At 71.0% G+C, this 19,016-nt stretch carries 19 protein-coding genes and 2 pseudogenes; 12 read left to right on the top strand and 9 right to left on the bottom strand.

Annotated elements, in window-relative coordinates; translation table 11 throughout:
- Nucleotides 1-15 precede the first annotated feature (15 nt).
- The 3 genes and pseudogenes from AB0L00_RS12180 to AB0L00_RS12170 all read left to right on the top strand — a co-directional run bounded on the left by AB0L00_RS12180 (nt 16) and on the right by AB0L00_RS12170 (nt 2,375).
- A complete protein-coding gene (locus AB0L00_RS12180; RefSeq protein ID WP_364432060.1) occupies nt 16-1,554 on the top strand; it encodes a protein kinase in 1,539 nt (512 codons plus the stop codon).
- A gap of 81 nt (nt 1,555-1,635) precedes the next feature.
- Nucleotides 1,636-2,022 (top strand): annotated as a pseudogene (locus tag AB0L00_RS12175) (hypothetical protein); the annotation flags it as partial.
- Nucleotides 1,926-2,375: a hypothetical protein gene (locus AB0L00_RS12170; protein WP_364433221.1), complete on the top strand. Its 450-nt coding sequence runs from the start codon at nt 1,926-1,928 to the stop codon at nt 2,373-2,375. The pseudogene AB0L00_RS12175 and the gene AB0L00_RS12170, both read left to right, overlap by 97 nt.
- On the opposite strand, the pseudogene AB0L00_RS12165 reads toward AB0L00_RS12170, so the two are convergent.
- A pseudogene (locus AB0L00_RS12165) lies at nt 2,371-2,763 on the bottom strand (helix-turn-helix transcriptional regulator); the annotation flags it as partial. The gene AB0L00_RS12170 and the pseudogene AB0L00_RS12165 overlap by 5 nt on opposite strands.
- Here AB0L00_RS12165 and AB0L00_RS12160 point away from each other — a divergent pair.
- Nucleotides 2,659-4,215, top strand: coding sequence for a WD40 repeat domain-containing protein (locus AB0L00_RS12160; protein WP_364432058.1), 1,557 nt, complete (start codon nt 2,659-2,661; stop codon nt 4,213-4,215). The pseudogene AB0L00_RS12165 and the gene AB0L00_RS12160 sit on opposite strands and share 105 nt — an antisense overlap.
- Before the next feature lie 540 nt (nt 4,216-4,755).
- On the top strand, nt 4,756-5,202 hold the full coding sequence (locus AB0L00_RS12155) for a hypothetical protein (RefSeq protein ID WP_364432056.1): 447 nt from the start codon (nt 4,756-4,758) through the stop codon (nt 5,200-5,202).
- Between the two features lie 75 nt (nt 5,203-5,277).
- Here the strand turns inward: AB0L00_RS12155 and AB0L00_RS12150 are convergent, their stop codons facing one another.
- Nucleotides 5,278-5,916 (bottom strand): MBL fold metallo-hydrolase, encoded by a 639-nt coding sequence (locus tag AB0L00_RS12150; protein WP_364432053.1) that lies wholly within the window; start codon nt 5,914-5,916, stop codon nt 5,278-5,280.
- Nucleotides 5,917-6,208: 292 nt separating this feature from the next.
- Here AB0L00_RS12150 and AB0L00_RS12145 point away from each other — a divergent pair, with 292 nt between their 5' ends.
- Nucleotides 6,209-7,216 (top strand): glycoside hydrolase family 11 protein, encoded by a 1,008-nt coding sequence (locus tag AB0L00_RS12145; protein ID WP_364432051.1) that lies wholly within the window; start codon nt 6,209-6,211, stop codon nt 7,214-7,216.
- A gap of 34 nt (nt 7,217-7,250) precedes the next feature.
- Nucleotides 7,251-8,261, top strand: coding sequence for a polysaccharide deacetylase family protein (locus AB0L00_RS12140; RefSeq protein ID WP_364432048.1), 1,011 nt, complete (start codon nt 7,251-7,253; stop codon nt 8,259-8,261).
- A 175-nt stretch (nt 8,262-8,436) separates the two neighbouring features.
- On the opposite strand, the gene AB0L00_RS12135 is transcribed toward AB0L00_RS12140, so the two are convergent.
- On the bottom strand, nt 8,437-8,562 hold the full coding sequence (locus AB0L00_RS12135; protein ID WP_364432045.1) for a DUF397 domain-containing protein: 126 nt from the start codon (nt 8,560-8,562) through the stop codon (nt 8,437-8,439).
- Nucleotides 8,559-8,681 (bottom strand): hypothetical protein, encoded by a 123-nt coding sequence (locus AB0L00_RS12130; protein ID WP_364432042.1) that lies wholly within the window; start codon nt 8,679-8,681, stop codon nt 8,559-8,561. The genes AB0L00_RS12135 and AB0L00_RS12130 overlap by 4 nt, the downstream gene beginning before the upstream one ends.
- 100 nt (nt 8,682-8,781) lie before the next feature.
- On the opposite strand from AB0L00_RS12130, the gene AB0L00_RS12125 reads away from it, so the two are divergent.
- From AB0L00_RS12125 to AB0L00_RS12110, 4 genes are all read left to right on the top strand, one after another.
- A complete protein-coding gene (locus AB0L00_RS12125; protein WP_364432039.1) occupies nt 8,782-9,072 on the top strand; it encodes a hypothetical protein in 291 nt (96 codons plus the stop codon).
- Nucleotides 9,053-9,325, top strand: a complete 273-nt coding sequence (locus AB0L00_RS12120) for a hypothetical protein (RefSeq protein ID WP_364432037.1) — start codon at nt 9,053-9,055, stop codon at nt 9,323-9,325. The genes AB0L00_RS12125 and AB0L00_RS12120 overlap by 20 nt, the downstream gene beginning before the upstream one ends.
- 9 nt (nt 9,326-9,334) lie before the next feature.
- A complete protein-coding gene (locus AB0L00_RS12115) occupies nt 9,335-10,525 on the top strand; it encodes a low temperature requirement protein A (protein WP_364432035.1) in 1,191 nt (396 codons plus the stop codon).
- Between the two features lie 153 nt (nt 10,526-10,678).
- A complete protein-coding gene (locus tag AB0L00_RS12110; RefSeq protein WP_364432032.1) occupies nt 10,679-11,860 on the top strand; it encodes an SMI1/KNR4 family protein in 1,182 nt (393 codons plus the stop codon).
- Nucleotides 11,861-11,905: 45 nt separating this feature from the next.
- Here the strand turns inward: AB0L00_RS12110 and AB0L00_RS12105 are convergent, their stop codons facing one another.
- Nucleotides 11,906-12,865 (bottom strand): alpha/beta fold hydrolase, encoded by a 960-nt coding sequence (locus AB0L00_RS12105; RefSeq protein ID WP_364432029.1) that lies wholly within the window; start codon nt 12,863-12,865, stop codon nt 11,906-11,908.
- 140 nt (nt 12,866-13,005) lie between these two features.
- Nucleotides 13,006-13,572, bottom strand: a complete 567-nt coding sequence (locus AB0L00_RS12100; protein ID WP_364432027.1) for a helix-turn-helix domain-containing protein — start codon at nt 13,570-13,572, stop codon at nt 13,006-13,008.
- A gap of 74 nt (nt 13,573-13,646) precedes the next feature.
- Between AB0L00_RS12100 and AB0L00_RS12095 the strand changes: the two genes are divergently transcribed.
- The gene (locus tag AB0L00_RS12095) at nt 13,647-14,579 is read left to right on the top strand and encodes a TIGR03564 family F420-dependent LLM class oxidoreductase (RefSeq protein WP_364432024.1); all 933 of its coding nucleotides are present in this window, start codon (nt 13,647-13,649) and stop codon (nt 14,577-14,579) included.
- Between the two features lie 151 nt (nt 14,580-14,730).
- Here the strand turns inward: AB0L00_RS12095 and AB0L00_RS12090 are convergent, their stop codons facing one another.
- The 3 genes from AB0L00_RS12090 to AB0L00_RS12080 form a co-directional block, all read right to left on the bottom strand.
- Nucleotides 14,731-15,792, bottom strand: a complete 1,062-nt coding sequence (locus AB0L00_RS12090; RefSeq protein WP_364432022.1) for a winged helix DNA-binding domain-containing protein — start codon at nt 15,790-15,792, stop codon at nt 14,731-14,733.
- 54 nt (nt 15,793-15,846) lie between these two features.
- Nucleotides 15,847-18,192 carry an AAA family ATPase gene (locus AB0L00_RS12085; protein WP_364432019.1) on the bottom strand — a complete coding sequence of 782 codons (2,346 nt, stop codon included), beginning with the start codon at nt 18,190-18,192 and terminating at the stop codon, nt 15,847-15,849.
- A gap of 169 nt (nt 18,193-18,361) precedes the next feature.
- Nucleotides 18,362-18,994 (bottom strand): endonuclease, encoded by a 633-nt coding sequence (locus tag AB0L00_RS12080; RefSeq protein WP_364432016.1) that lies wholly within the window; start codon nt 18,992-18,994, stop codon nt 18,362-18,364.
- Nucleotides 18,995-19,016: the final 22 nt, after the last annotated feature.

Here is a 19,016-nt window from a genome sequence, read left to right as displayed (position 1 = left end):
CGAGGGGACGGAACGGTGGGGCGGCACACGGTGCTGGCCGGGCGCTACGAACTGCTGAGCCCGCTCGGCCGCGGCGGCATGGGCGAGGTCTGGGAGGGCGAGGACCGGCAACTGCGGCGCCCGGTGGCCGTGAAGCTGCTCACCGACGACGCCCTGGCCGGGCACACCCACCCGGACGAACTCGCCCGCCGATTCGCCCGCGAGGCCTCCGTCACGGCCGGGCTGCGGACCCCCGGCGTCCCCACCGTGTACGACGCCGGCACGTACGACGGCGGGCTGTTCCTCGTCCTCGAGCTGATCACGGGCCGTACGCTCGGCGACCTCATGGCCGAGGAGGGACCGCTCCCGATTCCCTGGGCGGCCGGGATCGCGGCGCAGGTCGCGGCGGTGCTGGCCGCCGCCCACCAAGGCGGCCTCGTCCACCGGGACGTCAAACCGCAGAACGTCATGCTCACCGGCGACGGCGCCGTCAAGGTGCTCGACTTCGGCGTGGCCGGGCTGGTCGACCACTCCGCGCTCTCCCGGATCACCCGGACCGGGCAGCCCGTCGGCACGCCTGCGTACATGGCCCCCGAACAGTTGCACGGCCGCCCGGCCACGGCGCGCTCCGACCTGTACGCGCTCGGGTGCGTCCTGTACGAGATGCTGGCCGGTGACCGGATGTTCGACGCCGCCTCGCCCGCCGAGCTGATGCACCTGCAGCTCGAACAGGCTCCCCCTCCGCTGCGCCGCGACGATCTGCCTCCGGAGCTGGACGCCCTGGTCCGGCAACTGCTGGAGAAGGACCCCGGGAGGCGGCCCGCGGACGCCCGGGAGACGTACGACCGCCTGCTGCCGCACGTCGTACCGCCGGGCCCGCTCGGCGACATCGACCCCGCGGACGAGTCGCGGAGCGGCGCCCACCTGTACTCCCGCGCCTTCGTCCGGCTGGCCGGCCCGCCGCCCGCTCCCCACCGGCCTCTCCCGGTCGCCCCCGTCGGCACTCCCCGGCCGACGGCCGCCGTGCGGCCGGCGAACGGCGCCTCGCCCATGTCCGCCCCAGGCGGGCCCGCCTGGGGCCACGCTCCGGCTCCCGGCGGGCCCATCTCGGGCCACGCCCCGGTTCCCGGCGGGCCCGGCTGGGGCCACGTCCCGGTTCCCGGTGCTCCGCTCGCGACCGGACCGTGGTCGGCGAGCGAACCGGCGGGAACCGATGCGCGGGTCGTCGCCGGCTCGCCGATGCCGGGTGGCCCGCGCGGGCTCGCCTGGACGGTGGCGCACAGCCTCTGGATACTGCCGACCCTGCTGTTCGGCGCGGGCACCTGGCTGTCATTCGGCTACATCGCCGCCCGGCATCGGCGACCGTCCTGGCTCATCGCCGCGGCGGCCTATCTCGTGCTGGCGGTGCTCGCGTTCATCCTCGTCGGCAGCGGTTCGGAATCCGACGTCGACACGCCTCAGACGACGATCGGCATGGCCCTGGGCCTGATCATCTGGCTCGCCGGCCTCGTCCACGCCCTCTGGATCAACCTCACCGTCCACCTCCCCCAACGAGCCCGCCGACCACGCGCCTGATGGACGGTCTGAGCCCGGCTGCCGGACAACGCCGACACCGGTCCGCGATCAGCGAACGCCGTCCCGCGCCCTTCCCTGCCGATGGCGCCGCTCGCTGGCCGACTCTTGCCAAATTCGCCGTTGCTCCCGGTCCGTCATCGTTGTGCGACTTATCGTGAGCATCGACGAGGCACGCCCTGGGAGGGATCTTGCTCGAGGACCCTGGTATCTCCGGACCGCCGCCCGACCTGTCGCACATCCGCACCAGGGAACAGTTCGTTCCAGCCTGACGACGCGGACTGGTTCTTCGGCCGGGAGAAGCTGACCGGATCGCTGCTTGAAAAGGCCGCCGAAGCCCGAAGTGCGGGCGCTCCGCTGATCGTGGTCGGTCCATCTGGGTCGGGGAAGTCCTCGTTGTTACGGGCAGGGCTGATTCCGGCGATCCGCGCCCGCGCGTCCGCCGAGGGCGGGCAGCCGGTGGTGCTCCTGGTCCCGACCAGATTGAAATGGCGCACGAGGCGCTCCTGTGGGCGTGGCCCCGCTTGCGCGCCTGGATCACCACGGACCGGGCGGGACTGCGCGTGCTGGTATGCGGAGTCACCGATCCTGCGGCGGTCGAGCCGATGGCTGGACGTGCTGGGCCGAATCCGGCGCACTCCGGGCAGGCGCCCGGCCGACGCCCCCACACCGTATCCGGGGCTGGTCAGCTCGTGGAAGGCGTCGGACGCCCACTCTCGGGCGGCGGTGAGACGTCCGCCGCGGTAGAGCGCGGCCGGATCGCGGCCCGAGGCGCGCCACGCCTCGGCATCGGACGTGAGCTGCCGATGCCAGAATCTCCGTGAACTGCCTGATCTGGTTGGCCGGCGGAAGGTGGCGGCCACCGAAGTACCCGCCGACGGTGGCGGAAGGGATTCCCGTTGCCTGCGCGACGGCACGGACGGTCAGCCCTGCCCGCTCTCTCAGCGTGGTCAGCTCGCCGGCTGCGGTCCGCCGTTGCCGGTTCGCGTACCCGGCGAGAACAGTGGCCAGCAACGAGACGACGGTCAGCGCACCGACCAACTGGTACAGGCGTCTGGTGCGGCGGCGAGCGGCCGCCGCCTCGGCCGTCGCCTGATCGATGCTCGCGTGCAGGAAGCTGCGTTCCAGCGGATTGAGGTCCGCGCCGGGCGCACGCTGGCCTCCGGCGGCTCGGACGGAACGGTCCGCCTCTGGGACGTCCGCGACCAGCATCATCCCGGTCGGCTCGGCTCTCCCCTGACCGGGACGAAAGGGACCGTGTTCGCCGTGGCGTTCAGCCCGGACGGGCACACGCTCGCCGTCGGCGGCACCGACGCGACGGTGCGGCTCTGGCGGCTGGACGGCCGCCGGCGGGCGACCGGGGCCGGCCCGCCGCTCACGAGACCCGGAGTCCTCGTCAACGCGGTCGCTTTCGGCGCGGACGGCCACACGCTCGCGGCCGGAGACTCGGACGGGAACGTGTCACTCTGGGATCTCACCGGACGGAACGTCATCACCACGCTCCCGCACCCGGGGCCGGTGACGGCCGTTGCCATCGGGCAGGGCGGCCGCACGATCGTGACCGCAGCCGCCGACGGCGTCGCCCGAATCTGGGAGCCGCCGGGCCCGCTCCTCACCGGCCCGAAGAAACCGGCCTTCAGCACGGTGCCCGACGCGACCGGCCGGGTGTTGGCCGTCGTCGCAGCGGACGACAGCGCCTGGCTGTGGAACGTCGCCGATCCGCGCCGTCCGGTCCCACTCGGCCCGCCCCTGATGGGCGCGAGCAGAGCCGGACGCGCGACTGGAGCCGGGGCACTCAGCCCGGACGCACGAACGCTGGCCGTCGGCGGTGCGGATGGCGGTGTCCAACTCTGGGACGTCACGAACCCGGCACGACCGGCCCCGATCTCGCCGCGGTTGACCGGTCCGACGTCGAACGTGGAAGGCGTGAACTTCAGCCCGGACGGCAGGACCCTCGCGATCTCTGATGACGACAAGACGGTGTCGCTCTGGAACGTCGCCGATCCACACCGGCCGGTCCGGCTCGGGAAACCGTTGTACGGGTTCACCAACTACGCCTACTACCCGGCCTTCAGCCCGGACGGGCGCACCCTGGCCGTCGGCAGTGCCGACGGGACGGTTCGGCTGTGGAACGTCGGCGACCCCAGCCGTCCCGTCCTCATGGGCAAACCGCTGACAGGACACACCAGTTACGTGTTCACCGTCGCATTCAGCCCAGACGGACGAACCCTGGCCACGGGCGGCGCCGATGACAAGGTGCGGCTGTGGGACCTCACCCACAGAGATCATCCGCTGCCCATCGGCCCTTTCCTCACCGGTCTCAAGAACTACGTCAACTCCCTCGCCTTCGCTCCGGACGGCAGGACCCTCGCGGCCAGCGCGGGCGACGGCACAACGTGGTTGTGGGACGTGAAGGACCGGCGGCATCCAGCGGTCGAGGCGACCCTCACCGGACCGTCCGTCGCCGTCTTCACGAACGCCTACGATCCGCGCCGGCCGATTCTGATCACGGCGAGCGCCGACCACACGATGCAGTTGTGGAATACCGATCCTGAACAGGTCGCCCGGTATGTTTGCCGGATCGCCGGGACGCCCCTCGCGCGCAGCGAATGGCAGGAGTACATCCCGGGCCGCTCCTATCGCTCCCCGTGTAAGGACACCTGAGAAGCACCGTTTGGAATGAATCCTTCGCGGATGGCCGCACACAACAGGCCGGTCTGTCGGCGATAGTGGTCGGTGTCGTGGAACCTTCGCGGAAGGCGAGTCGCCCTTTGTTGCGGCCACGCGATCACCCTCGGCGATCGCCGCGCGCCCGCGCTGTCCGCCCTGGCAGGTACGGCGGAGGCCGAACGACTCGCAAGACCCGTGAGGACAGGGGTTCCAGTCCGTCTGCGACCTGACGCCCGCCGTACGGCCTTGTACGGATGTTTCAACGCTGCCGTGCGGGGTTGTCCGACCATTTCGCATCGCCTTCCCACTGGCGGGGATCGGGCGTTTCCTATGGATCAGCAGGCCGGACGAGGCTGCGGGGCCGACCAGACAGACGAGGGGACATCGTGACGACTCTTCTGCTGAGCACAATGCTGCATTTTTTGCTAATCGGTTTGGTCCTGGCCTTTATCCTGGCCGGAGCAAAGATGATCCTCGATACCGACCGGCATGTCGAACGGTATCTCCGGATCGGAATGGCCCTTTTGCGGAGGAATGGTCGTCCTCGGCTCCCAGGCCGGCGGTCTGTCGGTCGCCGATTTCATGGTCGACTCGTTGAACAAGGCCAGTCCGGGGGTGCTGGCGGCCGGCGCCACCGTACACGGAGGTATGGGCTCGACCCTCGGCTGGTACCTCACTGCATCGATGCGGCGCAGCAGTGACATCGCCATCCGGATCATGGCTTTCATCGGGACGCTCGCGGTCACCGAGTTCCTTGAGGTCTACGCCCTGGCGGTCAAATCCTCCGGGCTCGGCCTCGGCCCTGCCATCGTCCCGGACATGTCCTTCGTCGTCGGCGTGATCCTCTACGCCGCCCTCACCCTGGACCACCGCAAGGCGCACAGGGAGAGCGGGCGGCCCGAGGATCCCCCTGTGCCTGCGCGGCCCTCCGAGGCCGCCGCCCCCGAGCACCAAGAAGACTCCGAGGCCCTCGAGGATTGACCGCCATCCGATTTCACCTCCACTGGCGCAGCGGTCATCCCCCGACGGCTCCCGAAAGTTCTGCCCAGGAGAAGTTCAGCCGAGCGTGATGCTCTCGCCTGGCTTGGGACGCCGGACCTCGGCGCCGAGTCGTTCGGCCTCCATGTCGAGGACGCTCTCCAGCACCTTCACGCCCCACTCGTTGATCAGTCCGTCGTGGATGGCGTACGCGCGGCGCGGCCGCGTCGTCCGCAGGTAGCGGATCAGATCCGGAACGGTCAGCCACGGCGCCTGGCCGGGGACCAGCAACGTCGGCACGTCGATGACGGTCAGCGCGTCACCGGGATGGAAGACCTCTCCGTCGACGAGGAAGCCGACGTTGTCCACGGGCGGAACATCCGGATGGCTGAAGTGGTGCTTCTCTCCGACGGCCGCCACCTCGAAGCCGGCGGCCGAGAACACGTCGCCGTCCCGGACGACCTGTACCCGGTCGCCGAGGTCGGCCAGGTACCGGGCGACGCCCGGGCAGGTGTGGACGGTGAGTTCCAGGTTCTGGCCGGCGGCCGCCCGCAGGCGATCGGCGTCGAAATGGTCGAAGTGCTCATGGGTCACGAGAACGGCGTCCGCACCGGTCAGGACGTCCCGCTCCGGCGTCATCACACCGGGGTCGATGACAAGGGACCGGCCGTCCTTTTCGAGACGAACGCAGGCGTGTCCGAACTTTATGAGTTCCATGCGACCAATCCTGTCGTCCCGATCCGCGCCTTACCTTCGTTGATCGCCGAGAGCAGGCCCATATTCGAAACATTTCGAAGGCATCGCCGCCCGACTCGAGCTTTCACGAGTTTTCACCCGATCGACCAGGCACCGACACCCAGGCCAACCAGGTCAGGCGACTCGGGCAAGGGGAGCGAGTCGAATAGACGCCTGAAAGCTTTCGAAATCTATCGTTGACTTGGTCGTAACACCGGGCGGATACTCGCTCATCGATCGGCAACCCGCCAGCGTTCATGAGGAGGCATCACACATGAACGACGCTCTCGCCCACCTGAAGTCCCGCAGACGCGGCCGCGCCAGGCCGCTCATCCGCGCGGCCTGTGCCATGGCCCTGGCCGTGGCCGCGGCGCTCTCGCCCGGCACCGCGCACGCCGACACGACCGTCACCTCGAACCAGACAGGCAACGACGGCGGCTACTACTACTCGTTCTGGACCGACGGCGGCGGGTCGAGCTCAATGACCCTGAAGGGCGGCGGTTCCTACAGCACCTCTTGGAACAACGTCGGCAACTTCGTCGCCGGCAAGGGCTGGAGCAACGGCGGACGTCGCGCCGTGAACTACTCCGGCAGCTTCAATACGTCCGGGAACGCCTATCTGTCCCTGTACGGGTGGACGTCGAACCCGCTCGTCGAGTACTACATCGTCGACAACTGGGGCAACTACCGGCCCACCGGGACGTACAAGGGCACCGTCACCAGTGACGGCGGCACGTACGACATCTACGAGACGACCCGCTACAACGCCCCCTCCGTCGAAGGCACCAAGACCTTCAACCAGTACTGGAGCGTCCGGCAGTCGAAGCGGACCGGCGGAACCATCACCACCGGCAACCACTTCGACGCGTGGGCCCGTTACGGGATGAATCTCGGCAGCTTCAACTACTACATGATCCTCGCCACCGAGGGGTACCAGAGCAGCGGCAACTCCAACATCACCGTCGGCGACTCCGGCAGCGGCGGAGGCGGCGGAGGCGGCGGTGGTGGGGGCACCGGTGGGTGCACCGCGACGCTGTCCGCCGGAAGCTCCTGGAGCGACCGCTACAACCTCAACGTCGCGGTCTCCGGCTCCAGCAACTGGACCGTCACCATGAACGTCCCCTCCCCCGAAAAGGTCATGGCCACCTGGAACATCAACGCCAGCTACCCCAACGCCCAAACCCTCGTCGCCACACCGAACGGAAGCGGCAACAACTGGGGCGTCACCATCCAAAAGAACGGCAGCACCACCTGGCCCACCGTCTCCTGCAGCACGAGCTGATGCCCCGAACAGCACGGAGAGGAGGCACCCCGAAATGCGCATCAGACCGCTGGTGACCAGACGTTCCCTCGTGACGGGGCTGGCCGCCGCCGCGACGGCCGTGGCGGGCACCGCCGCCGTCAACGGCGCGGCCACCCCGGCGCACGCCGCCACGTGCAATGGGTACGTCGGGCTGACCTTCGACGACGGCCCGTCCAACGACCACACGCCGGCCATTCTCAACGCGCTCCGACAGAACGGGCTGCGGGCCACGATGTTCAACGAGGGCCAGTACGCCGCCGCCTACCCGGCCCAGGTCCAGGCGGAGGTCAACGCCGGCATGTGGGTGGGGAACCACAGCTACACCCACCCGCACCTGATCCAGGAGAGCCAGTCACAGATCGACTCGGAGGTCTCCCGGACCCAGCAGGCCATCGCGAACGCGGGCGGCGGCACGCCGAAGCTGTTCCGCCCGCCGTACGGTGAGACGAACTCCACCCTGCAGTCGGTCGAGGCCAAGTACGGCCTCACCCAGATCATCTGGGACGTCGACTCGCAGGACTGGAACGGTGCCAGCACCGACGCGATCGTGCAGGCCAACGCCCGGCTCACCAACGGCCAGATCATCCTCATGCACGAGTGGCCCGCCAACACCCTGGCGGCCATCCCGCGCATCGCCCAGACGCTGGCGAGCAAGGGTCTGTGCGCCGGCATGATCTCCCCGCAGACCGGCCGCGCCGTGGCCCCCGACGGCGGCGGCTCCGGCGGTGGGGGTGGTGGTGGAGGTGGAGGAGGCACCGGTGGGTGCACCGCGACGCTGTCCGCCGGAAGCTCCTGGAGCGACCGCTACAACCTCAACGTCGCGGTCTCCGGCTCCAGCAACTGGACCGTCACCATGAACGTCCCCTCCCCCGAAAAGGTCATGGCCACCTGGAACATCAACGCCAGCTACCCCAACGCCCAAACCCTCGTCGCCACACCGAACGGAAGCGGCAACAACTGGGGCGTCACCATCCAAAAGAACGGCAGCACCACCTGGCCGACCGTCTCCTGCAGCACGAGCTAGTGCCGCACCCCTGAAACACGCCCGTGGCGCGGCGGCCGGGGGCCGTCGCGCCACCCCCGCGACCGACGTGGACAATCGCACCGAATCGGGCACCTGGGTGGGCGCCTGTCTTTCATGCGTGTCCCCTTAGGAGCCAGTTTGTGCCTCCTGAGGGGACACCCTCCAACGTGATGGGTCACCCGGCGGGCGACTCACCCGACCTAGGAAAGATCAGCTGGGCGACCTCTACGCAGGTGTCGCTGACGTTTTGACCGGAGTAACTGGACTTGCGCCAAGTGCTGGCTGACGGAGTGATGTTCACATCTGCTCCATGATCGCGCGGATCAGTTCCTCGGACTCAGACATCGGGAGCGCAACGCTCCTAATCAGGTCGAAACCTACCGTCAGCGAGTGAACCTGTCGAGGATTGCCGATGTCCACGGGGTCTCCATCGGGGGTTGGAGAGCTGCAGATATAGCCGAGCGTAGTCACATCGGGACAGCCCGGAACGAGAAACCACGCGAATTCCAGGAGGTCACGGATGGACACAGGGACGACCGGTGCGGCGCTCGCCCGGTATCTGCAGGAACTGCGGGATCGGTTGGACGCGGCGGGCTTCACCGCCGCGGTCGAGACACCGCTCGACACGGCGCCGTACGTGCGGGTCGGGAACCGGCACGCGCCGGTCCTGTCCGAGACGATCCGGATCGACCACTACCGGGTCGTCGGCGACGCCCTGTGGTTCTTCTACTCCTGTGGCGACCCGATCTGCCCCGCGCGGGAGACGGCGCGCGCCGCCGAGGAGATCCGGAATGTGCTCGGCAATCGGTGATCTCCCGCCGGGTCGCGGCGCGGTGACACGGGTCGATCGAGTGGCCTTCGGCCGTGCGCCCGATCCGGTCTGGGAGGCGCGCTGGGTGTGGCTGCACCGGCTGCGCCGCGAGTTTCCCGGATGGATCGCGCTGTTCGATCCGTTCGCGTCGGTCTGGGTGGCGGTGCGGGGTCGGCAGGGGTACGTGACGGGCGCGACGGCGTACGAGCTTCGTGATCGTCTTGACGCCGTGCGGCGGTCCACGCTGCCGTAGTCTGCCCGCGTGAATCACGGGACTTCGGTGGGGATCCTGCGGTCCCGCCGTGACGGGGCCGCGCGTGTCACGTACTTCGAGCTGTTCTTCGACCTCGTCTTCGTCTACGCGGTGACGCAGCTGTCCCACCGGCTGCTGAAGGATCTCACCGTGACGGGCGCGGCCGAGACGCTGCTGCTGTTGCTGGCGGTGTGGTGGGCGTGGATGTACACGAGCTGGACCACCAACTGGTTCAACCCCGACCACCCGGCCGTCCGGCTCGTGCTGATCGCGGCGATGCTCAGCGGTCTGCTGATGTCGACGGCGCTGCCCGAGGCGTTCGGGAGCCGTGGCCTGTGGTTCGCCGGCGCGTACCTCGCCATCCAGGTCGGCCGTACGGCGTTCGTCACCGTCGTGACCTGGCGGCACGAGCTGGGGCCGAACTTCCAGCGGATCATGGCGTGGGAGACGGCGGCGGGCGTGCTGTGGCTCGCCGGCGCCTTCGGCGACCACCGGGTCCGGCCGGCGCTGTGGCTCGTGGCGCTCGCGGCCGAGTACGTCGCCCCGTGGGTCGGCTACCGGTTCCCCGGGCTCGGTCGGTCGACGACGGCACACTGGACGATCGACGGCTCGCACATGGCGGAGCGCTGCCAGCTCTTCGTGATCATCGCGCTCGGCGAGTCGTTGCTGGTCACGGGTAGTACCTTCGGGGGCCAGAAGGACATGGGCGCGGGTGCGGTCACGGCGTTCGCGGTGGCCTTCCTCGGCAGTGTGGCGATGTGGTGGATCTACTTCGACCGCAGCGCAGAGGCCGCCGCGACGCGGATCGCGAACGCGGACGATCCCGGCCGGCTGGGTCGGTCCGCGTACACGTTCAGCCACGTGCCGCTCATCGCCGGGATCATCGTCAGCGCCGTGGCGGACGAACTGGTCGTCGCGCATCCGGGCGGACACATGAAGGGAGGCACGGCCGCGGTGGTCCTCGGCGGTCCGGCGCTGTTCGTGGCGGGGCACGCGCTGTTCAAGCGGGCGGTGTTCGGTCACTTCACGGCCGCGCGGGTGCTGGCGCTGGTGGCGCTGGCGGTCCTTACTCCCGTCTCCATGCTCTTCGCGCCGCTGGTCCTCGCCTTCCTGGCCCTGGCCGTCCTGGGCGCGCTGGCCGGCTGGGAGGTGCGCGGACGCCGGGCGCGGGCTCCGGTGGCGGTCGAGGAGGCCACCTGATCACGTCCGTGCCCGGCAGGTCGGGTCTCCGCTGCGGCATGATCTTGTCGCATGGCCGACGAATCGAGTCCCGAACCGGCACCTGCGCGGACGCCGAGAGGGTCCTGGCGGTGGGGCGCGGGGGCGTTGGGGACGGCCGCGGTGGTGGCCTCCGTGACGGTCGTACCGCAACTGCTCCCCGGTGCGGGTCGTACGTCGGCTTGGGACCGTTGCCCGGCTCAGTTCACGTTCCTCGGCAAGAACCAGCTGCCGACCCGGCCGGGCGCCACCACGCGACTCGTTCCCGGTGAGCCCGGCTCCGCCGTCGTCTGCCGGTACCAGAGGCGGATGGGGGGCGGCCTTCGAGAGGCTCCCGCACGGCTCATCGGCTTCCACCCGCTGCCCGACGTACGGTCGTACGCGGAGCGGGCCGACCGGTTGCCGGTCATGGGCAGCGGCTCGATCGCGTGCCTCTACGTGGGGGAGCCGCTCTCCGACCTTGTGCTGTTCTCGTACGGTGACGGCCGGGTTCAGGGCCTGAGCATCGATGAGAGCTGCAAGCTGGTCACGAACGGCAGGAGAACCGCCAAGGCCGACCAGGGCTTCGTCGACCTCGTCAATGCGCTGGTGCCCAGCCCGGCGCCACCGAGCCCCACGTTGATGGTGACGACTCCCGCACCGGGCCCCGCGCCCAAGCGGACACCGCTGACGCAGGCCCGGCTCGAGGCCATCGGATGCGCCCCGTCCGCGGATCACCCGATCCCGGTGCGCCCGGACCCGGCGCGGGCGGCGGCGACCGATCAGGTCTGGCGCCGTATCGAGACGTGGCTTCGCGCGCACGCCCCCGCGACGTACGCCACGCTGGGCCCACCGGCGGACCCGGGGCGCATCGCCGCCCTGCAGACCCGGCTCGGGGTGCGCTTCCCCGACGACGTCGTCGTCTCGCTGCTCCGCCACAACGGCGTGCGGCAGGGTGACCGGGCGGCCTTCCAGGTGCCCCTGATGTACCGGCCGCTGTCCCTGGACCGGATCGAGTCCACCTGGCGCATGCTGTGCGGCATCGTGCGGGACATGGGAGACGCCTCGGGTACCTGGTGGTCCGGCAGGCTGGTGCCGATCGGCGAAGACGGAGGCGGGGTCACGTTGGTGGTCGACCCCGACCACGGGGGACGGGTCGGTGACGCCGACGACGAACAGGGGCTGATCTTCGACTCCGGGGAAGGCTGGCCATCGTATCTCGCCCTCCTCCAGGCGACCGCGACCTCGCTGGAGTCCGGGCGGCCCGTCCGGTACAGCCACCCGCAGGTGGACCGATCCGGCGCGCTGGACTGGTCCTACCGGCCGCCCCGGTCCTGAGGCCGGGCGCGGCGTACGCCGATCCGGGCATCGTGCGGCGGTGGGTCAGACGCCGCTGGACACGTGCGGGGCGACGGCCTCCGTCCTCGCTCCGGCCGCTCTCCGGCCGGCCCGCAGGAGGCGGCGCCACCGGGCGGGATCGTGCAGCGCCGGCTGCGTCGTCTCCAGGAACCGCTCCAGCGTGGTGACGAAGCGGTCGGGATCGTCACGGTGCGGGAAGTGCCCGCACCGTCCGAAGATCTCGAGCCTGCTGCCCGGCATGGCGGCGTGCGCGATCATCGCGTGCCCGACGGGGATCACGTGGTCCTCCCGGCCCCAGATGATGAGGATCGGCATGCCCTCGGCGAGGTAACAGCGGTCGAGCATGGTGATGACCTGGCCGCGCATGTCGACTCCGGCCCGGAGGCAGCGCAGGAACGCCTCGCGCGCCTTCCGGGTGCGCAGGCCCTGGTACCGCTGGAGGATGTAGTCGAAGTCGGTCCCCAGGAACAGTCCGCCGGTGAGGCGCAGGGCGGGGGCCGCCAGCCGCACGGCCGTGCGCGCGGGTACGGAGGTCGCCAGCGACAGCCCGATCTCGGCGCCGGGCGCCGCCGCCACGCGCAGCAGCGGGTGGACCTCCCGGCCGATCCCACCGGGGGCGATGAGCACGAGCCGCTCACAGCGTTCGGGGAACTGGTAGGCGAACTGCATGGCGATCCCGCCGCCGAGCGAGTGGCCGACGACCGACACCCGGTCGACGTCGAGGACGCTGAGCAGGTCGCGCATTCCGCAGGCGTACGCGGCGATGGCGTAGTCGGCCCGCGGCTTGGCCGACTCGCCGTGGCCCAGCAGGTCGGGCGCGATGACGGTGTGGCGCTCGGCGAGGCGGGGGATGACGTCCTCCCAGGTGCCGGAGTTGTCGCCGATGCCGTGGATCAGCAGCAGCGGCGGTCCGTTGCCGGTCATTCGGAAGGCCCGCCAGTAACCGTGGATGTCACGGAAGCGGATGAGAGCTCCAGGAATCACGCCTCACCACCGATGTCGAGTCCCTCGCATCGTCCGGCCGGCGCGTTTCGGGGCGACTACCGGGCCGTAAGTGCACGGTAACAACCGGGCTCACGGGTCCGCCCGAGAGGGCCGCGGTGAGCCGCTTCGGGCCCAGGCACTCAGTCTCCCGTGACGGCCGGCGCGCGCTCCGGGTCGACCGCCGCCGGCGCTCTGAGCCCGTCGAGGATGACGGTGGTCAGGGCGTCGTCCGCGCGGGCCCCGGGCCGGCAGACGGCGACGCTGAGCAGGTCGACGATCTCGCGGGGCGGGATGTCGGCGCGCAGTGAGCCCTCACGCTGGGCCTGCTCGGCGAGAAGGGCGATGAGCCCGTTCACCTCGCCGGTGAGCTCGGCGACCTCGGCAGGAGGGGACTCATCGTCCACGAGCGTCTTGGCCAGGGCCAGCGGCAGGCCGGCGCAGTGGCGGACGAACAGCACCAGCGCCTCCCAGGCCGGCAGGGGACGGGCGGCCAGGTCGCGGATGGCGGAGAGGAGCCGCCGCAGCGTGTCGGCGGCGATCTGCTCCTGCAGTGCCTGCCGGTCCGGGAAGTGGCGGTACAGCGTGCCCACCCCCAGGCCCGCGGCCCGCGCGATCTCCTCCATGGACACCGCCGGACCTCGAGTGGCGAACAGGTCGAGGGCGGCGTCCAGGATGAGCGCTCGGTTGCGGCGCGCGTCGGCTCGCACGGATCTCCCCACTGCGGTCAATCGGAATCTGATCTTCAGGTTAGTCTAGAGTTCGGAAGCGGAATATCCGGTTCATGTTGTGGGAGGACGCCGTGCGGCTGGGAGTGATGATCGGGGTGGCGGTCGCGGACACCGCTCTTCCGGAGATGATCGAAGGAGTGCGCGCGGCGGCGGAGGCCGGGCTGGACCGCGCCTACTTCAGCCAGCTCTTCTCGTGGGACGCGGTCACGCTCGCCGCCCTCGTCGCCCGGGAGGTGCCGGGGATCGACGTGGGCACCGCGGTGACCCAGACCTATCCCCGCCATCCGCTCGCGCTGGCCGGTCAGGCCCTCACCGCGCAGGCGGCGAGCGGCAACCGGTTCATCCTCGGTGTCGGCCCGAGCCATCCGGAGATCATCGAGAAGGCGTTCGGGCACTCGTACGACCGGCCCGCCCGGCACGTCCGCGAGTACCTGACGGCTCTGGTGCCGCTCCTGCGCGGCGAGAAGGTCGACCACCACGGCGAGGCGCTCACCGCCGTGGGACGCACGAGCGTGCCGGGCGCGGTGGCGCCGCCCGTCCTCCTGGCGGCGCTCGGCCCGGTGATGCTGCGGATCGCCGGAGAGCTGGCCGACGGCGCGGTCACCGTGTGGACCGGCCCGCGCGGGATCGGTGAACACGTCGCGCCGACGATCGGCCGCGCCGCCGCGCAAGCGGGACGGCCCGCCCCTCGTGTCGTCGCCGGCGTCATGGTGAGCGTCACCCATGACCCCGACGGAGTCCGGCAGAGTGTCGCGGCGGCGGTCGACGCCGCCGGGCGGCTGCCCAGTTACCGCGCCATCCTGGACCGTCAGGGCATGTCGGGGGTGCACGAGACGGTCATCGCGGGCGACGAGGAGGCGGTCGAGCAGGCCATCCAGGCGTACGCCGACGCCGGTGCCACCGAGTTCGTGGCCAGCCTGGTCGGCGACGAGCGGGAGCGGGCCCGCACCCTCGCGCTGCTGTCCGCGATCCGCGGCCGCCGCTGACCGCCGATCGGCCGGACGGGAAGGCCCTGGCGATCAGGGCCGCACCTGTCCGCGCCCCGCGACCGCCGCCGACCGCCGATCGGCCGGGCAGGAAGGCCCTGGCGATCAGGGCCGCACCTGTCCGCGCCCCGCGGCCACCGCCGGCCCTCGATCAGCCGGAGGGCGTGATGATCCGGGCGAGCCGGGCGCGTTCGGCGGCGAGCGCGTCCTCCGGGACGTCCTCCCAGAGCGTGGTCGTCTCGTCCGCCCAGACGCCGGCGACCCGGCCGCCGTGCAGCACGACCGGGGAGATCCAGCCGCCGCTGCGGCTGACCGCGGCGCGGCGCACCGCCGGGACGATCTCCGTGGCGGTGGTGCCGGTGCCCAGGACGTACGCGTCGAACGCGCCGAGGAGGCGAACGGCCCGGCTCGGCGGGGTCGCGGCCAGCTCCGCGACGTGCTCGGCGAGCATGACGCGCCGCTCGCCCTCGACGTCGACCTCGGTGAGCTCGTCGCCCAGCGCGGCGAACCAGCCCTTGAGCCGCGCCCTGGGGGTGACGCCCCGGCTCAGCCACACCTTGTCGAACAGCTCCGGCGTCGTCGGCCCGTGGGCGCCGAGGTACGCCCGGAGCACGGTCGCCGCCGGGTCGGGCGCCTCCGGCAGCCAGGCGGCGCTGACGAACGTGACCCGGTTGCCGCGCGGCGGCCCGAAGCACAGCACCCGCCACCAGGCGAGCGGCTTGAGGAGGACGCCCCACCCGGAGCCGAGCACCTCGGCGAGATGGGCCGAGCCCGTACGGTCGACGATCTCGGCGGTGAGCTCCTCACGGCTGAGGACCGCGCCGCCGGACAGGGCGTCGGTCGCGGCCGCCGCGATGGCCTCCAGGTCGGCGGGGGTGGCGCCGAACGTCTTCTGCCAGCTCCCGCGCTCCCAGTTGCGGTGCGCCCCGGACAGCGCGAGGTAGGCGGCGGCCTCGTCGGCGGGCAGCAGGTGCAGGGTGCCGCGCATCGCCCAGGTCTTCACGAGCCTGCGGTCGGCGAGGGCCGCCGGCACCGCGCCCGGTGCCGGCTCGGCCTGCCGGACGGCGATCGCCAGCTCGGCGGCCGAGGCCACCTGTGCCTGGACGCCGGCGAGCCGCCGGGTGACCTCGACCGGGTCACCGCCGGCGGCCGGGTCGAGGAACTGCCGCCGCAGCCGCCAGGCCAGCACCTGCTCCCACGTCACCGTCTCCACGGCACCGCACGCTAGCGCGCCCCACCGACAGCGGTGTCCTCGCCGTACCGGCGATCAGTGGTGGCGGGCGAGGTCGGTGTAGGCGGCCCGGACGTCCTCGGTGGTCAGGGTGGTCAGGTCGGCGGTGGTGACATCCGCGCCGAGCTCGGCGACGCGCAGGTCGCGGAAGCCGCAGGCCTTCTCGTACAGCGAGCGCACGAACCGGCCGTTGCCCAGCTCGTCGATCCGGCCGAGGCCGCAGACGCGCTGGAAGACGCCCGCCAGGTCGTCCAGCGCGTCCTCCTCCCAGGTGTCACCGGCCCGCTCGGCGATCGTGAGGGCGATCTCCAGCAGTTCGTCGGGGCCGTAGGAGGGGAACGCCACGCGTTCGGCGAAGCGGGAGGCCAGGCCCGGGTTGGACCGCAGGAACCGGTCCATGTCCGCGTCGTAGCCGGCGAGGATGATGACCAGGCGTTCGCGGTCGTCCTCGGCGCGCTTGAGCAGGGTCTGCACCGCCTCGATGCCGAACGCGTCGCCGCCGGAGTAGCCGGGATTGACGAGGGAGTACGCCTCGTCGACGAACAGGACCCCGCCGAGCGCGGAATCGATCACCTTGTTGGTCTTGATCGCCGTCGCTCCCAGGTGCTCGCCGACGAGGTCGGCGCGCTGGGCCTCGACGACCTCGGGCCGGGCCAGCAGGCCGAGCGCGGCGAAGACCCGGCCGAGCACCCGGGCGACGGTCGTCTTACCGGTGCCGGGCGGCCCGGCGAACACGAAGTGCCGCGTCGGCGGATGCGTGCGCAGCCCCTGCTCCTCGCGCAGCTTCGCGACCTGGAGCTGCGCGGCGATGGCCCGGACCTGGCGCTTCACCGGCTCCAGGCCGATCATGCCGTCCAGGTCGGCGAGCGCCTCCTCCAGGGTGGGCGTCTCGGCGTAGCCGCGGTAGCGCTCGGTCAGCTCCGCGAACGCGATCTCGACGTCGACCGCGTGGACCGTGACGAGGTCTTCGGGAGCGGGTTCGGCGCCGGCATGGACGATCCGGACGTCGCGGGCGCGGGCCGCGGACTCGACCAGGGAGCGCACGAACCGCCCGTTGCCCAGCTCGTCGAGGACGCCGCGCCGGGAGACCTCCTCGAACTTCGACCGCAGGCAGGGCCCGGCGTCCGGGCCGAGACGGTCGCCGCGCAGGCCGGTGTGGTACTCGGCGATCAGCAGCAGTTCGGCCGGCTCGTACGCGGGGAACTTCACGCGCGTCCCGAACCGCGAGGCGAGGCCGGGGTTGGAGGCGAGGAAGCCCTCCATCTCGTCCTCGTAGCCCGCCAGGATGATCACGACGTTGTCGCGGTCGTCCTCGGCGCGTTTGAGGAGCGTCTGGACGGCCTCGCTGCCGAACCGGTCGGGCTGTCCGTCACCGGCGTTGACCAGGGAGTACGCCTCGTCGATGAACAGCACGCCGCCCAGGGAGCGCTCCACCACCTCGTTCGTCTTGATCGCGGTGGCGCCGAGGTACTCCCCCACCAGGTCGGCGCGCTGCACCTCGACGACCTGCGGCGTCGGCAGCAGCCCGAAGGCGTAGAAGATCCGCGCGACGGCGCGGGCGACGGTGGTCTTGCCGGTACCGGCCGGCCCGACGAACACGAAGTGCCGCATCGGCTTCTCGGTGGGAAACCCGGCCGCGGCCCGCATCCGCGCGGCCTCGATCGAGGCCGCGATCGACCGGACCTGCCGTTTCACCGGCTCCAGGCCGATCATCGCCTCGAGTTCGGCGAACGCCTCGTCGACCGAGATGTCGGGGACCTCCTCGGCGGCGCGGGTCTGGCCCGGCGCGGCGTACTCGTCGTCCTCCGCGTAGTCCTCCTGGGCCCAGCCGGTGTCGTACGCCTCGGCGGGGACGATGCGGCGCGCCTGCCACCAGCGGTAGCCGAGGACGGCGAACGCCGCCGCCCAGGCGGGCGCGGCGGTCAGCCTCGGCAGCGGGTGGGCGAGCGCGGCGGCCACGATGCCGGCCAGTCCCAGTGAGAGGACCGCGGTGCGCCACGGCGCGTACGCGTGGATGCGGTGGGCGAGGAACGCGACCGGGAGCGCCAGCGCCGCGAGGAAGACGGCCTCATGGCCGCCGTCCGGGTAGAGGCGGCTCAGCGGGATCACGGCCGCCAGCCAGCAGGCGACGACGAAGGCCGTCGCCATTCCGCTCGGCGAGCGGAGGGTGAAGTCGACGACCAGCAGGAGCGTCGCGACGAACACGACGGTCGTGAGCAACGGCAGATTCGCGACGATCGCCACAGCCGCCGATCCCACGACCAACAGCAGGAACGTCAGCCTCCGCAGACCCGGCTGGATCTGGAAATAGCGCCAGCGGGCACGTTCGAACAGATCACGCGCCACCGGAGGGCGCGATCGGGATCTGCCGAACGGTCGCATCGCTCTCCCTCATGCCTGAGGACGTGTATAGCGCAGCTTGGGCGTCGAATGGCAGGACCCATTGCGTGGCGCGTCCCTATCAAGACCGTTATCGGACAGTGGCCATGCCCCTGGCGGGCGCTCTCCGGCCGAGGCCGCCCGGCCGGCCGGGCGCGGGTCGCGTTGCTCACTAAGCCTTCGCCACCTGATCGGCGAGCTTCTTGTCCTTGGCGACGCGGACGAGGGCGGCCGAGAGCTGCGCCAGGTCGCGGTCCTTGACGAGGTCGGCCAGGCGCTTGGGATCGCTCGGCAGGCCGACGCGCTCGGCGCCCTTCAGCGTCAGGTCGTCGAGGTACGGGCGCAGCCACGGCCATACGGCCTGCGCCTCGCGGCAGAAGATGTCGGCCCCCACCGGTCCGATGCCGGGGAACTCCTCCAGCAGCTCCTTCGCGTGGCCCACGTCGCGTTCGGCCTTCAGCGGCAGTTTGCGCAGATCGCCGTCGTACTCCTCGAGGACGAGCTCGGCCATGTCCCCGAGCCGGGTGGAGGTGCTCTCGTCATAGCGGACGTAGTGCGCCCGGCCGAGCGCGTCGACGCGCTGCTGCCAGGTGAGCCTGGTCATGCCGCGCGGCGTTCCCCCGCCCGCCTCGAAGATCTCCCGCGCCGCGGCGGTCGCGATGTCGGCGCTGATCCGGGTGCTGAGGAGATTGGCGAGTACGAGGAGTTTGAACAGCGCGCCCGGTTGATCCTTCAGCGGAATCCCGGCCTCTTCGGCAAAGGTTCGTCCGGCCTCCGACAGCAACGCCTTGACCGTCTTGTCCATGACGCCACCTCCAAGTAGGTCA

Source organism: Actinoallomurus sp. NPDC052308 (assembly GCF_040679195.1).
GTDB classification, from domain to species: domain Bacteria; phylum Actinomycetota; class Actinomycetes; order Streptosporangiales; family Streptosporangiaceae; genus Actinoallomurus; species Actinoallomurus liliacearum.
The sequence above is the reverse complement of the archived record's forward strand: the minus strand, read 5'-3'. Positions and strand labels throughout refer to the sequence as shown.